13 protein-coding genes are annotated in these 14,821 nt (G+C 39.6%); 9 read left to right on the forward strand and 4 right to left on the reverse strand.

Translation table 11 applies throughout. From position 1 onward, the window contains the following. Window positions 1-55: 55 nt before the first annotated feature. The 3 genes from ispG to V7201_RS01970 form a co-directional block, all read right to left on the reverse strand. Window positions 56-1,159, reverse strand: coding sequence for a flavodoxin-dependent (E)-4-hydroxy-3-methylbut-2-enyl-diphosphate synthase (gene ispG, locus V7201_RS01960; RefSeq protein WP_335375158.1), 1,104 nt, complete (start codon window positions 1,157-1,159; stop codon window positions 56-58). Window positions 1,160-1,286: 127 nt separating this feature from the next. After that, window positions 1,287-1,646 (reverse strand): hypothetical protein, encoded by a 360-nt coding sequence (locus tag V7201_RS01965; protein WP_335375104.1) that lies wholly within the window; start codon window positions 1,644-1,646, stop codon window positions 1,287-1,289. A gap of 344 nt (window positions 1,647-1,990) precedes the next feature. Further along, window positions 1,991-2,767: a DUF1189 domain-containing protein gene (locus tag V7201_RS01970; protein ID WP_335375105.1), complete on the reverse strand. Its 777-nt coding sequence runs from the start codon at window positions 2,765-2,767 to the stop codon at window positions 1,991-1,993. 218 nt (window positions 2,768-2,985) lie between these two features. Here V7201_RS01970 and V7201_RS01975 point away from each other — a divergent pair, with 218 nt between their 5' ends. Next, window positions 2,986-4,617: a Na/Pi cotransporter family protein gene (locus V7201_RS01975; protein WP_335375106.1), complete on the forward strand. Its 1,632-nt coding sequence runs from the start codon at window positions 2,986-2,988 to the stop codon at window positions 4,615-4,617. Between the two features lie 83 nt (window positions 4,618-4,700). Further along, complete coding sequence (locus tag V7201_RS01980) at window positions 4,701-5,183, forward strand: DUF456 domain-containing protein (RefSeq protein WP_335375159.1); 483 nt, start codon at window positions 4,701-4,703, stop codon at window positions 5,181-5,183. A gap of 171 nt (window positions 5,184-5,354) precedes the next feature. Here the strand turns inward: V7201_RS01980 and V7201_RS01985 are convergent, their stop codons facing one another. Then, on the reverse strand, window positions 5,355-6,050 hold the full coding sequence (locus tag V7201_RS01985) for a Crp/Fnr family transcriptional regulator (RefSeq protein ID WP_335375107.1): 696 nt from the start codon (window positions 6,048-6,050) through the stop codon (window positions 5,355-5,357). A gap of 450 nt (window positions 6,051-6,500) precedes the next feature. On the opposite strand from V7201_RS01985, the gene V7201_RS01990 reads away from it, so the two are divergent. The 7 genes from V7201_RS01990 to pstB all read left to right on the forward strand — a co-directional run bounded on the left by V7201_RS01990 (window position 6,501) and on the right by pstB (window position 14,806). Then, window positions 6,501-7,109, forward strand: a complete 609-nt coding sequence (locus tag V7201_RS01990; protein ID WP_335375108.1) for a superoxide dismutase — start codon at window positions 6,501-6,503, stop codon at window positions 7,107-7,109. Window positions 7,110-7,262: 153 nt separating this feature from the next. Further along, on the forward strand, window positions 7,263-8,483 hold the full coding sequence (locus tag V7201_RS01995; RefSeq protein ID WP_335375109.1) for an MFS transporter: 1,221 nt from the start codon (window positions 7,263-7,265) through the stop codon (window positions 8,481-8,483). Between the two features lie 180 nt (window positions 8,484-8,663). Continuing rightward, window positions 8,664-10,799: a peptidoglycan D,D-transpeptidase FtsI family protein gene (locus tag V7201_RS02000; protein WP_335375160.1), complete on the forward strand. Its 2,136-nt coding sequence runs from the start codon at window positions 8,664-8,666 to the stop codon at window positions 10,797-10,799. A 221-nt stretch (window positions 10,800-11,020) separates the two neighbouring features. Beyond that, complete coding sequence (locus tag V7201_RS02005) at window positions 11,021-11,974, forward strand: PstS family phosphate ABC transporter substrate-binding protein (RefSeq protein WP_335375110.1); 954 nt, start codon at window positions 11,021-11,023, stop codon at window positions 11,972-11,974. Window positions 11,975-12,154: 180 nt separating this feature from the next. Beyond that, window positions 12,155-13,075 carry a phosphate ABC transporter permease subunit PstC gene (pstC, locus tag V7201_RS02010; RefSeq protein WP_438825004.1) on the forward strand — a complete coding sequence of 307 codons (921 nt, stop codon included), beginning with the start codon at window positions 12,155-12,157 and terminating at the stop codon, window positions 13,073-13,075. Window position 13,076: 1 nt separating this feature from the next. After that, the gene (gene pstA, locus V7201_RS02015; RefSeq protein WP_335375112.1) at window positions 13,077-13,961 is read left to right on the forward strand and encodes a phosphate ABC transporter permease PstA; all 885 of its coding nucleotides are present in this window, start codon (window positions 13,077-13,079) and stop codon (window positions 13,959-13,961) included. Window positions 13,962-14,041: 80 nt separating this feature from the next. Further along, complete coding sequence (gene pstB / locus V7201_RS02020; RefSeq protein WP_335375161.1) at window positions 14,042-14,806, forward strand: phosphate ABC transporter ATP-binding protein PstB; 765 nt, start codon at window positions 14,042-14,044, stop codon at window positions 14,804-14,806. The last annotated feature ends 15 nt before the right edge of the window (window positions 14,807-14,821 follow it).

Here is a 14,821-nt window from a genome sequence, read left to right on the forward strand (position 1 = left end):
AAAAGGGGGCACAGTTCATCTCTTCCCGGGTCTTTCCTTTACTTATTGCTGGTACTTATTGCTGGACCGTGGCAGCCGCTTCTGCAGCTTCACGCAGCTTTTCTTCAGCAATTTTATCGATTTCCTTCTTCAATTCCTCTACCATTGTCGCTTCAGGGACTTTACGGACTATCTCTCCCTTACGGAATAACAACCCTTCCCCTCTTGCTCCCGCAATGCCGATATCTGCCTCACGCGCTTCACCAGGACCATTTACAGCGCAGCCAAGGACTGCAACCTTGATGGGGGCTTTGATTTTTGAAATGTATTCTTCTACCTCGTTGGCAATGCTGATTAAGTCGATTTCAATTCTTCCGCATGTTGGACATGAAATTAGTGTCGCAGCATTAGCGGCGAGGCCAAACGACTTTAATAATTCTCTTGCAACCTTTACCTCTTCAACAGGATCCGCACTTAAGCTTACCCTTACCGTGTTCCCAATTCCCTTGCTAAGGATGGCTCCAAGTCCTGCAGCACTTTTTACTGTTCCCGCAAATAAAGTGCCTGATTCTGTGATTCCAAGATGAAGCGGATAGTCAAATGCCTTAGCTGCTTTTTCATATGCTTCGATGGCTAAATTGACATCAGATGCCTTCATAGAAACGATGATATTATGGAAATCCAGATCCTCTAGGATCTTAATGTGGTGCAATGCACTTTCGACCATTCCATCTGCAGTAGGGTAGCCATACTTTTCTAGAATGCGTCTTTCCAAGGAACCTGCATTAACACCAATTCTGATAGGGATACCGCGTTCTTTCGCAGCCTGCACGACCGCTTCTACCTTTTCGCGTTTGCCGATATTACCAGGGTTGATCCTGATTTTGTCTGCTCCGCCTTCAATTGCCTTCAGCGCTAAACGGTAATCGAAGTGAATATCGACCACAAGCGGAATATTGATGCGTTTCTTGATTTCAGGAATTGCATTCGCGGCTCTTTCATCTGGACAAGCAACTCGGACGATTTGACAGCCTGCTTCTTCGAGGCGTTTGATTTCAGCTACAGTAGCTTCAACGTCGTGCGTCTTTGTTGTTGTCATACTTTGGATGACAACTTCATTGTTGCCCCCTATTGTTAAATTCCCAACTTTAATTGGGCGGGTTTTGGTACGATGTATAATTTCACTCAACGGTGATTCGCTCCTTTAAAAAATGGAATTCATCTTATAAATTTCAAATGATGCACAACCCCATTTTATCAATCTTTTGTTCATATTGACAAGGAAAGACTATAATTGTTAGCCTTTGCTAATTTCCTTCGCTGTAATCCGGAAATTTATATGTTTTGCCAAACTTGATTTTTTGAGGGTCTGTACCATCATTCAGTAATTTGAAATCCGCAACAGCTTTTGATATCGGCACTGCGAGTTGGCTTTTTGAGTTACTGTCCAGCACAGATAAAACGGTATCTCCTGGTTTTACCTCGTGTTCAAAGTATGGAATATTATTTGTGTTATTCGGTCCTTCCTCCACTTTCTGCTTTTTGACTACTTTTTCGACGGTTTCTATCTTTTGCATATTTGCAGCAGGTAGAGTGCCTGCACTTAAATCATTGTAAATGGCATATACGATTACTACTAGAAACAGGAATCCTGCAAGTTTTTTCATAGGATTTTCCTCCCTTTAAGAGCCTATATCAAAACTTATGCAGGAAAAATAGAGTTGAGAACATATTTAATAGATTTTTTCTGCTTATTTTTATAGAAGATTTTAAAAATCAACTATGAACTTTACCATAGAGCATAAACAAGTGGATTTTTTAAAACAATGGTTGGCTGTATACTTGTGATTTTTCTTAATTCTTACAAGTGTAAAGCGAGTAACCTAGAATGGAAGTCAACCTCTATTCTATTAGCAATATTTTACGAAACCAGCTCGATGAATGGTCATAAGAAAGCTTATAACGACCACTCTCGATACCGAAGTCCAAAAAAAACGCCAAGGGGCGCATTTTAATCCATATTCTTTTTTAGTGTAGCAACTTCCTTAATAGCCAGCAATAGCATCATGGATCCAACAAACCAGTTAATCATGAAGCTGTAAGGAACTGTTGTTTTCAACAATGACATGATCGTGAAAAATAAGGTAGGAAGAGTGATGCTATAAGCGGCCATTCTCCACAAGTCTTTATAATGAAGATTTTTCCCTGCAAGATTTTTTAATAATAGACCGAATACAGCGAGAATAGAAATTTCAATGAACTTCATGCCGCTAGAAAAAACATAGATGGCAATAATGATTAATCCAATAAAAATAGGAAGGGAGGAGGAAGCACTGCTGAGCATGCTGATAATATCCTGTTTAGACATTGTCCCATCATTAATCAAGCTGTATGGAAATGAATTTGATTCCCCTCCTGCTGCTAAAACAGCTTCGTTCTTTAGCAACGCGAAGGTAGATTCCATTCCTGCCATATCTTCTTGTTCTACTGCGCCAGTAGAATCAAAAATGATTGTAACACTCCCACTATCAATGGTAAGAGGCTCCTTGATTTCTGATTTAAGTACTCCCTTTTCTATTGTAAAATAGGGCAATTTCGCTTCCAGTGTTTCTTTCGCAGTATTGACTGCTTCATTGATTGCCACTGCTGTGTAATAAGATGCTGGTATAACTGAAATTATGGTTAGCAGAAATACGTATAAAATCGTTTTCCCAATGCCTTGAAAGCGGAATAACGCAATATCCTTTGGTGAATATATGCTTTTGGCAAATTGAGTAAAAATATTCATCGATCCACGTCCTTTAATAGATTCACGTTCCTATTTTATATTTTCAACTGTGGTTGCACAAGCAATTCAATCTCGCTTTGTAACAATTTTGTAACATAGACTGGTAATGTTAAGGTATTGTAAATTCGATTCATAAACCATTTACTATTAATTAATATTTGCTTCATAATGGTGTGAGTTTGTAGATGTTTGTCGAAATCGATCAAGGGGTTGGAATAATGGAATTGAATTTACAAGAAATGCTGTTTGAATTCTTTGGCGGTCTTGGAATCTTCTTATATGGCATAAAATTCATGGGTGATGGTTTGCAAAAATCAGCAGGCGAGCGCTTAAGAGATGTTCTGGATCGTTATACCACTAATCCAGTAATGGGTGTACTAGCAGGTTTGATTGTTACTGTATTGGTGCAAAGCAGTTCAGCTACAACTGTTATCACAGTTGGTCTCGTAAGTGCGGGCTTTATGACACTGCGCCAGGCAATTGGAGTCATTATGGGAGCAAACATTGGTACAACAATCACAGCCTTCATCATCGGTATAGACGTAGGTGAGTATGCTTTACCAATTATTGCGTTAGGATCAATTCTTTTATTCTTCTTTAAAAATAAAAAAATACATAATGTTGGCCAAATTGTTTTTGGATTTGGTGCTTTATTTTATGGTTTAGAATTGATGAGCGGAGGAATGAAACCACTGCGTTCTCTAGAATCTTTTCACGAATTAACCGTAGAACTTAGTTCGAACCCACTGCTTGGAGTACTCATTGGAACGTTGTTTACTGTTATTGTCCAGAGTTCAAGCGCAACTATTGGGATACTCCAAGGTTTGCACGCTGAGAATTTAATCAATCTTGATGGTGCTTTACCGGTTTTATTTGGAGATAATATTGGAACAACGATAACGGCTATCCTTGCGGCGATCGGCACCTCAGTAGCTGCCAAAAGAGCTGCAGCAACACATGTACTGTTTAACCTTATTGGAACAACGATCTTCTTGATCCTGCTGAGTCCCTTTACCTATGTCATTGAAATGATCAGGGGCAGCCTGGGATTAAATCCTGAAATGACGATAGCGTTCGCTCACGGAATATTCAATACAACCAATACACTTATCCAGCTTCCGTTTGTCGCTGGCTTGGCGATCGTCGTTACGAAGCTTATTCCTGGTGAAGATGCTATCATCGATTATAAAGCACAGCACCTTGACCCAGTGTTTATTGAACAATCTCCTTCAATTGCACTTGGCCAGGCGAAGGAGGAAGTGCTGCGCATGGGTAAGTTCGCTTTAAAAGGTCTTGAAGAAACGAACCAATTCTTAAAGACAAAAAACACAAAACATTCCGCTAGTGCATATCAGCTTGAGGAAGCAATCAATAATTTAGATCGCAAGATAACCGATTATCTAGTAGATTTAGCAACAAGCTCATTATCTGAGCATGAATCTGAAGAACACAGTATGCTGATTGATACTGTCCGTGATATTGAGAGAATCGGTGACCACTTTGAAAATATCCTTGAATTGGTTGAATATCAGCTGGCTAATAAAGTGAAGATTACTGATTCAGCAATGGCCGATCTTGAAACGATGTTCAGCCTTACAGTCAAGACCGTTGAAGAGGCATTGCAAGCATTGGATCAGAAGAACCTTGAAGCAGCCACAGACGTTGTAAAAAAAGAAAATGAAATAGACAGTATGGAACGTACACTTAGAAAGCAGCATATCCTGCGAATGAATGAAGGACAATGCACTGGTCAGGCAGGAATTGTCTTTGTTGATATTATCAGCAATCTTGAGCGGATTGGCGATCATGCAGTTAATATCGCTGAATACGTTTTGGGAGATCAGAAATAGTGGTAAAATAAGCAAGGGGAAGCCCTTGCTTATTTTAATATGCAAATCAGGGTCTAATTTGTGTGAGAAGGAATGGTCAAATGATGGATTATATTTATTGGACAATCATCGGTTTGTTATTTGCAGGTGCTTTTGCAGCATTGGTTTTTCCAATTTTGCCGGGTGTCCTTTTATTATTGGGTGGCTTTGTAATATATGGAGTCTTTTTTTCATTCGATCCGTTTAACTGGATATTCTGGACTGTACAGGGACTGTTTGTCATTCTGTTGTTTGGCGCTGATTATATAGCAAATATAATTGGTGTGAAAAAGTATGGCGGCAGCAAAGCAGGCATTTGGGGGAGCACGATAGGATTGCTTGTTGGTCCATTTGTAATCCCATTCCTGGGCATTATTATTGGTCCTTTTTTAGGCGCAGCACTCGCAGAACTTGTAGTGAATAAGAAAAATTTAAACGATGCGGTCAAAATCGGCTTTGGTTCAGTGATAGGATTTGTTAGCAGTGTGATTACTAAGGGAATCATTCAGGCGGTCATGCTGATTTACTTCTTTATCCTTGTTCTCTAACAGGGAGATAACGAGCAAAATGTTTTTATTATTGGCTGGGTGTTAAAGGACAACGTTGATTTTTAGCTCCTGGCGCCCTCCGGAAAGCGAGTGCCTGGAGCGGAAATCAGCAGACAAGTTTAACACAGCCTTATTAAAAAAATCGTGCCTGCAAAGCACGATTTTTCTTCTTTAATTGAGCCCGCAAATTTCAAATGAGCAATTCTGGCAATCCACTTCTCTTTTCAAATAAGCAAGGTTTTTTATAGTAAACTTGAGCTGATCATATGAAATGATGTCTTTCTCACGTAATTCCTTCAGCATTCTTTGTACAACCTCCCGGGTTCCGTAGGTAAGATTGGCCAGTTCCTGGTGTGTAAGTGGCAAATCGATCAGGATTCCATCGTCAGTCATTACCCCGTAGCTATTGCTTAAACGAATTAGAATCGAATAAAGTCCGCCTTTTTTGCCATTCATAATTAAATCCTGGCATTTCATCTGTGCTTTTAAATAGCGGGTGCTTAGCCAATTGACAAGTGCATTCATTGCTGATTGATCCTTCATGATCATTTCTTCGAATTGTTCTCTTTTAATCATTAGGATTTCACACTCAGTAAGTGTCTTGGCAGAAAAGTGATAACGCGGGGAATGTTTAAACAACTCATATTCAATGATCATTTCTTCGCCATTTAAAATCTTCAGGATGAATTCCTTGCCTTTCACATGTACACGCCCCACTGAAACACTGCCGCTCAAGATGACATAAACATGGTTCACATTTTCTTCTTCCTGAAATAGTATTGTGTCGGGTTTAATTTTTTGAATCGTTTCCTTATCAATGAAGTTTTGTAAAATTAAACTGTATAATGAAATATTTTTATCCAACACGATCGTCTCCTTACTTTGCCTCTACACCTTTGATTTAAAAGAATTCATAATATGATGTCAATGAGGTATTGGGATAATATGGGTGTCGATATAGCTTGCTGCGACTTAAATCGTTGACAGATAGCCGTTTGTGTATTTTTGACGATTTTTCGAAAACTTGATTCTTGTTCAAAACAGGTAATTTAAAACATATGGAATAGATGCCTTGATGTTGATTATAGTGGGGGTTTTCGAGAATTTCGTCCCTATTTTTAAGTTACCGTAAGATTTAAGTATAAAACATATAATAAACGGGGATTTTAATTACGTTGGTTTAGAGCATTTTATTTGAATCGATTACCGTTCTCTGGTAATCTAATGATGAAGCGCTTTTAGAACAATTCTAATGTCTGAATAATAAGATAGATTTGTTCGAGAAAGTGTACCACGATACATAGGAGGATGTTAAAAATGGCATTTGAATTACCACAATTACCGTATGCATACGATGCACTTGAGCCACACATCGACAAAGAAACAATGAATATTCACCACACTAAGCACCACAATACTTATGTAACAAACCTTAATAACGCTTTGGAAGGCAATGAAGAGCTTCTTTCTAAAACTGTTGAAGAAGTTATTTCAAACCTTGATGCAGTTCCTGAAGCTGCACGCACAGCTGTACGCAATAACGGTGGCGGGCATGCTAACCACTCTTTATTCTGGCAAGTCATTTCTCCAAATGGCGGCGGCGAGCCTACTGGAGAATTAGCTGAAGCAATCAACACAAAATTCGGCGGCTTCGAAGGCTTCAAAGAAGAATTCTCAAAAGCTGCTACAACTCGCTTCGGTTCTGGCTGGGCTTGGTTAGCAGTTAACAATGGAGAACTAGAAGTTACTAGTACTCCAAACCAGGACTCTCCTTTAATGGAAGGAAAGACTCCTATTCTTGGACTTGATGTATGGGAGCATGCATATTACCTGAATTACCAAAACAGAAGACCAGAATACATTGGCGCGTTCTGGAATGTTGTAAACTGGGAAGAAGTTAACAACCGCTACAACGCTGCAAAGTAATATTATCTTAAAAGGGAAGGCTGCAATCATTTGCAGCCTTTTTTTGTTTCTCTGTCGGTATGCCTCGAACATGTCTCCTAATTACAATGGCAAAAAACTGCATAACGCTGTTTACTTTGTTAGAAACTACCCTAGAGAAAAGGGGAGTAGATCATGAGCAAAGTAAAAAAATTATTAGGAGATATCGAACTTACAAAGGATTTAACGCTCCTATTGATTATTGGGGGACTGTACTCATTGAGCATTGCCCTTTCTAATACCTTTGTAAATATATACTTATGGAAGCAATCTGGAGAGCTTGCCGATTTAGGATTATACAATTTATCAGTTGTGGTGGCGCAGCCATTGACATTCATCCTTGCAGGCAGATGGGCTAAAAAAGTAGACAGAGTGATTGTGCTCCGCATTGGAGTGATATTCTTAGCTTTGTTTTACGTAACTGTTCTGTTTGTTGGAACAAGAGCGTCCGATTATTTGCTTTTATTAGGTGCTTTACTGGGTATTGGCTATGGTTTTTATTGGCTTGCTTATAACGTGCTTACATTTGAAATCACAGAACCGGAGACAAGGGATTTCTTTAATGGCTTTCTCGGGATTCTTGGATCTGTAGGAGGAATGATTGGTCCGTTTGCTGCTGGTATAATTATTTCCAGACTTGAAAAGTTCACGGGTTATACAGTCGTATTCGGTCTTTCTCTAGGACTGTTTGCTGTCGCTGTTTTATTGAGCTTTTCATTAAAACGAAGGCCAGCCCACGGAAAGTATTGGTTTCAGCGGATCATTACGGAGAGAAAACATGATAAGAATTGGCGGATGATTACAAATGCGCATTTTTTCCAGGGATTAAGGGAGGGGGTATTTGTCTTCATTGTTTCGGTTTTCGTATTCATTGCCACTGACAGTGAACTTGCCCTCGGAACATATGGGCTGATTAATTCGGGTTTCTCATTTCTGGCTTATTTTTTCGTATCAAGGATGCTGAAAAAGGAATTCAGGAAAAGAGCAATTCTTATCGGAGGCCTTATGCTATTTTTTGCGATATTCCTGATTGTTTTCGATCCAACTTATATACGCTTGTTGTTATATGCGGCTCTGATTGCAGTTGCTTATCCTTTGCTTCTGGTGCCTTATTCCTCCATGACATATGATGTAATAGGAAGAGGGTGGAAGGCTGCTGAAATGAGAATCGAATATATAGTAGTAAGAGAGTTATTTTTGAACATGGGCCGTATCTTTTCGATCGTTTTGTTTTTAGCTGCTATTGCTTTATTCAAAGAGGAGAAAGTCATTCCAGTTCTTCTCGTTGTTCTTGGAAGCGGGCATACACTCATTTATTTTTTCATTAGGCAAATCCATATAAAAGCTCCAGCATAACCGGGATTTCCCGGTTTTTTGTTATGGGAAAAATTTCTTATGCTGTTTCATGATAGTAAAAATCGAGTTTTTTCGATAAAATATAGGTTAGTGCTATTGCACGGACATACAGACTGAAGAGGTGGGAGAGGCTTGAATAAAAAGAAAAAGAAGAAGACGCATGTGCCATTCAGGCTGAATATGGTGTTTTTTGCCGTTTTTATGTTATTTTCAATGCTGATTTTGAGGCTGGGCATTGTTCAAATTGTATATGGGGAAGATTTTAAGAGAGAAATCGAACGTACCGAAGATGTTACTGTAAATAATCCGGTTCCAAGAGGGAAGATGTATGACCGGAATATGAAAACAATCGTCGATAATACACCTAGCAAGGCCATTACTTATACAAAAAGCCAGAGCACAGATACAAAGGAAATGCTAATGGTAGCCGAGCGCCTGGCAAAGCTGATTAAAAAAGATACAAAAGAAGACTTGAAAAAGGTAAGAGAAAGAGACAAAAAAGATTATTGGATTTTAAGGAATGAAGAAAGAGCAAAGGAAAAAATAAAGAAAGAAGAATGGGATCTGTATGATGAGAAAAAGCTGGATGACAAGGCAATCTACAATCTTCAGCTGGACCGGATCACAGAAAAGGAATTAAAAGAATTGTCTGATGAGGATTTAGAAATCCTTGCGATTTTCCGTGAACTAATCAGTGGATACGCGCTTTCTCCGCAAATCGTCAAAAAAGATGTTACTCCTGAAGAATTCGCAATTGTAAGTGAGAACCTTGAAATGCTTCCTGGTGTCGATACAACTACTGATTGGGAGCGCGAATATACTTTTGATAAAACGCTGAAATCGATTCTTGGAAAAGTAAGTGATTCTGAGAAAGGGCTGCCTAAAGAAAAGCTTGAATATTATCTTTCACGTGATTATAGCCGGAATGATCGGGTTGGCCTTAGTTATATCGAACAGCAATATGAAGATATACTGCATGGTCAAAAAGCAAAGGTCAAAAACATTACTGACAAAGCGGGAAATGTACTTGATACAAAGGTAATTACCGAAGGGCAGCGTGGCAAGGATCTTGTTCTGACAGTAGACATGGACTTGCAGTTAGCAGTTGAGAAAATCGTTGAAGAGGAATTATTAAAAGCAAAACAGGAGCCAAGAACCCGTCTTCTAGACAGGGCATTTGTAGTATTGATGGACCCGAATACAGGTGAAATCCTCACACTTGCAGGAAAACAACTTGAAAAGGATGAGAAGACTGGAAAGACCATTATGCAGGATTTTGCAAGTGGTAATTTTACCACGTCTTATAACGTTGGATCGGCTGTAAAAGGAGCCACAATCTTGACAGGCTTCAAGACAGGGGCAATTCAGCCTGGCACTTCATTTTATGATACACCGATCAAAATTAAAGGAACAAATCCAAAGAAATCCTGGAAAGCAGGATTGGGTACACTTGATGACCGTAATGCATTGAAAGTATCCTCGAATGTTTATATGTTCAGGACAGCAATCAATATTGGTAAAGGTAATTATCAATATGATCAGCCATTATATCTTGAACCTGAAGCCTTCGATACAATGAGGAATTATTTCAGCCAATTCGGCCTAGGAGCAAGAACTGGAATAGACTTACCAAATGAAATGATTGGTTTTAAAGGAATGGAGCGCAGGCCAGGTCTTTTACTAGACTTTGCAATCGGCCAGTATGACACCTACACACCGATTCAGCTTGCGCAATATGTTTCAACGATCGCGAATGGCGGAAATCGTCTGCAGCCGAGAATTGTGAAAGAAATTCGTGAACCGGTTATGAAGAATAATGAAGTAGGTCCTGTGCTGGAAGAAATCGAACCGGTCATTCTTAATAAAGTCGATGCCAAACCAGAATGGTTTGACAGAGTGCAGGAAGGTTTCAGGAGAGTTATGCAGGAAAAGGGTGGAACGGCATACGGTTCCTTCTATAACGCTGAATATAAGCCAGCAGGTAAAACTGGTACTGCACAGGCTGTCTATGATGGACCAGTGAAGTTTCCTGAAGGCCAGCTTCCTCCTGAGGTAATGAACTTGAGCCTTGTGGCATATGCACCTAGTGAGAATCCCGAAATCGCCTTGGCCGTTATGGTACCGTGGGCATACGAAGGGGGCCAGGGACATCATGCGAATAATGATATTGCCCGCAGGGTGCTTGATACGTACTTCGAGCTTAAAAAGAAGCGGATGGAAGGAAATATGAATCCCGAACAGCCAAACCAGGAAGTAGAGAAGAAAGAAGAAGGCGCTGAACTGCTGGAAGAAATTGAAGCGGAAATTGAACAATAGAATACTAAAACTGTCCCTTTTGGGGCAGTTTTTTTTTATGGTGATGGGTATACTAACCGCAAGCGGGCAAACCTGATATTTATACCTGCTTTTCAACAAGCTCACACGTAAATCAGATAAATTTACAAAACCTTTACATTCAGTTAAAACAGCGTTAAAAGAAAAGCTTTATTCTTAGTCTGTAGGACAAAACAACCATATCTCGTAGGGGGAATTAAGGAATGAAGAGTCTTAAAAAAATGAGCCTGTTTTCAATGCTTGCAGCTCTTATGGTATTTGCTGCTGCTTGCGGTGGTGGAGATAACGAAGGTAAAAATGGTGAAGAACTAGAAGGCAGTGTTGTCATTGATGGCTCTGGTACTGTTTATCCTTTTATGGCACGTATGGCTGAAGATTATATGGGAGAACAAGAAAATGTCTCTGTTGAAGTAAGCCGCTCCGGAACTTCAGCTGGCTTTAAGAAATTCCTTGTTAAAGACGGTACAGACTTTAATGATGCATCCCGACAAATAAAAGATGAAGAAAAAGCAGAAGCTGAAAAGCTTGGCATTGATGTACAAGAAATGAAGGTTGCTCTAGATGGTATTACAATCGTCATTAATAAAGACAATGACTGGGCTACCGAACTTACAGAACAAGAAGTTAAAGATATCTTCCTTGCAAGCGCTGGAAAGAAGAAATGGTCAGATGTACGTGCTGATTTCCCAAATGAAGAAATCAAAACATATGGCCCGAACGAAAACCACGGCACATACGAGTTCATGTTTGAAAACATTTTAGGAGAGCAAGAACTTCCTGGAAACATCAATCTGCAGCAAGATTACTCAACTTTAGTGGATCTTGTTTCAAAAGATAAAAACGCAATTGGTTTCTTCGGTTACGGATATTATGACAGCAATAAAGATAAGCTTTCTGCTGTTAAAGTTGACTTTGGCAAGGGTCCTGTTGAGCCTTCATTAGATACAATCAAAGAAGATGGCGATTACGCACCATTCACTCGTCCGGTATTCACATACTTGAACGTGAACCAGACTAAGAATAAGCCGCAAGTTCTTGATTATGCGATCTATACAATGGAGCATGCAAAGGATGTTGCAGCAGATACTGGATTTGCTCCGTTATCTGACGAAGATATCAAGGCTTCTCTTGATACTTTAAATGGATTAAAGAAGTAAATTCTTAAACCTTTTTACTAAGAGGATGAGAGGTCTAACCTTCTCATCTTCTTGCGTGTATTAAAAAAATTAATCTGTTTTCCCTGGGGTACGATAAGGAAAAGAGTTCTTCCTTGGATAAGAAGGATGAAAGGGGTTTTACACTTGGCGAAAAGCGTTGTTCAAGATAGCAATGAAAAAATGAATGTGCGTGATATGATACAAGAGAAGAAAAAGACTCGAAGTATCAACAATTATACGGAAAAATTTATTCCGAAAATTCTATTCGGTATTGCAGCAATCTCTGTTTTCACAACAATTGGAATTGTACTTACTTTATTAACGGAAACAATCGCCTTTTTCAAAGACGTTCCTTTTCTAGATTTCTTTACAGGCACGAAATTAAAGCCATTAGGTGATCATGCTGTCTTCGGTGTATTGCCTTTGCTGACAGGAACACTTATTTCAACTGTAATTGCGATGCTCGTTGCGATCCCGGTTGGACTTATGACAGCCATTTTCTTAAGTGAATATGCTTCTGAAAAATTAAGGAAAGTTTTAAAACCGATTCTTGAAATTTTAGCTGGTATTCCTACTATTGTTTATGGTTTTTTTGCTTTCACTTTTGTTACACCTCTTTTAAGATCGTTTATTCCAGGTCTTGAACCTACCAACATTCTGAGCCCAGGTCTTGTAATGGGTATTATGATTATCCCGATGGTTGCTTCTTTATCCGAGGATGCAATGAGCTCTGTGCCAAACGCAATGAGAGAGGGTGCTTTGGCTTTAGGTGCAACAAAGCTTGAAGTAACCTGGAAAGTTGTCATTCCTGCAGCGATATCAGGGATCATTGCTTCATTTGTGCTCGGTATTTCTAGGGCGATAGGGGAAACGATGATTGTAGCGATTGCAAGCGGAAGTTCAAAAAACTTCACCTTCGATGTAACACAATCGATGCAGACTATGACTGCCTATATCGTAGAAGTAACAGGAGGAGAAGCGGCTGCGGGAACGACTTTATATTACAGCCTTTATGCCGTCGCCATGACCTTGTTTGTTTTTACGCTGATCATGAACCTAGTCGCTCAATATATCTCTCGCAGGTTCAGGGAGGAATATTAATATGAAATACGTAGATGCAAAACAAGTTCATAAAAAAATGGGTTCACGTTTACTAGCCAATAACCTGGCAAAGGCACTTTTCTTCATTGCCACATTATTCGGCCTTGTAGTGTTGGTTGTACTAATTTACCGTGTATTGTCGGATGGCTTGCCATGGATTAATATGGATTTCCTGACAAACAGACTATCTACAGATCCCGAGAGAGCCGGTATTTGGGGAGCAATAATGGGTACCTTCTGGCTGATGCTTGTTGTAGCTCCAGTAACCATGATTCTGGGTATTGGAACAGCGATTTATTTAGAGGAGTATGCAGCAAAAGGCCGTATCTCTTCTTTTATCAAAACAAATATCTCGAATCTTGCTGGTGTTCCCTCTGTAGTATTTGGTATCCTAGGATTAACTGTATTCGCCAGGACACTTGATTTAGGTTCTGTCGTTCTTGCAGGAGGTTTAACTATGGCTTTGCTGGTACTTCCGGTAGTGGTGGTTGCGAGCCAGGAAGCTATTCGAGCAGTACCGCAATTTTTACGGGAAGCATCTTATGGAATGGGTGCAACAAAATGGCAGACCATTAAAAATGTTGTTCTGCCTGCTGCTATACCGGGTATTCTAACTGGTGTCATTCTTGCATTATCCCGTGCGATCGGGGAGACGGCACCTTTAGTTGTAATCGGAATACCTGCATTGTTAATTCCTATACCGGACTCCATCTTTGATAAATTTACGATTTTGCCTGTACAGATTTATTATTGGACAGTTGACTCGGCACTGGTAGCTGAATATGCAAACCTTGCAGCTGCGACAATCGTTATTTTACTGTTAGTTTTGTTCGTGATGAACTCAATTGCCATTTTGATTCGTAATAAATTTCAGAAAAGATATTAGTCTGGGAGGGTTAACCTATGTCAGTAGTTACAGATAAGACAACAGCAAATTTAAAAGCAGAAAAACAGAACGCGGGCAATATGGATCACAAAAGGGTTGTATACGATACAAAAGACCTTAACCTATGGTATGGCGAAGGCCATGCTTTGAAAAATATAAATTTAGCGATCAATGAAAATGAAGTTACAGCAATTATCGGGCCGTCGGGCTGCGGTAAATCCACATATATTAAGACGTTGAACCGTATGGTTGAGTTGGTCCCAACAGTGAAAATTTCCGGTGAAATTTTATATAGAGGACGAAACATACTTGAAAAATCTTATCAGGTAGAAGATTTAAGAACAAGCGTAGGAATGGTGTTCCAAAAACCAAATCCATTTCCAAAATCAATTTATGAGAATATCGCTTATGGTCCAAAAATTCACGGTATTCGCGACAAGAAAATCCTTGATGAAATCGTGGAAAAAAGCCTAAGGGGAGCAGCTATTTGGGATGAAGTGAAGGACCGCTTAAACTCTAATGCCTATGGTCTTTCTGGCGGACAGCAGCAGCGTATCTGCATCGCCCGTGCTCTTGCGATTGAACCAGACGTCATTCTTATGGACGAACCTACATCAGCACTTGATCCTATATCAACATTAAAGGTTGAGGAACTTGTACAAGAATTGAAAAAAGATTTCAGCATTATTATCGTTACGCATAATATGCAGCAGGCAGCACGTATATCTGATAAGACTGCATTCTTCTTGAATGGGGAAGTAATCGAATTTGCTGAAACCGATAAGATTTTCTCCAATCCTTCAGACAAGAGGACGGAAGATTATATTACTGGGCGTTTCGGTTGATTTTTCATACAATTC

It is taken from the genome of Bacillus sp. JJ1122, from assembly GCF_036964885.1.
Lineage (GTDB): Bacteria > Bacillota > Bacilli > Bacillales > Cytobacillaceae > Mesobacillus.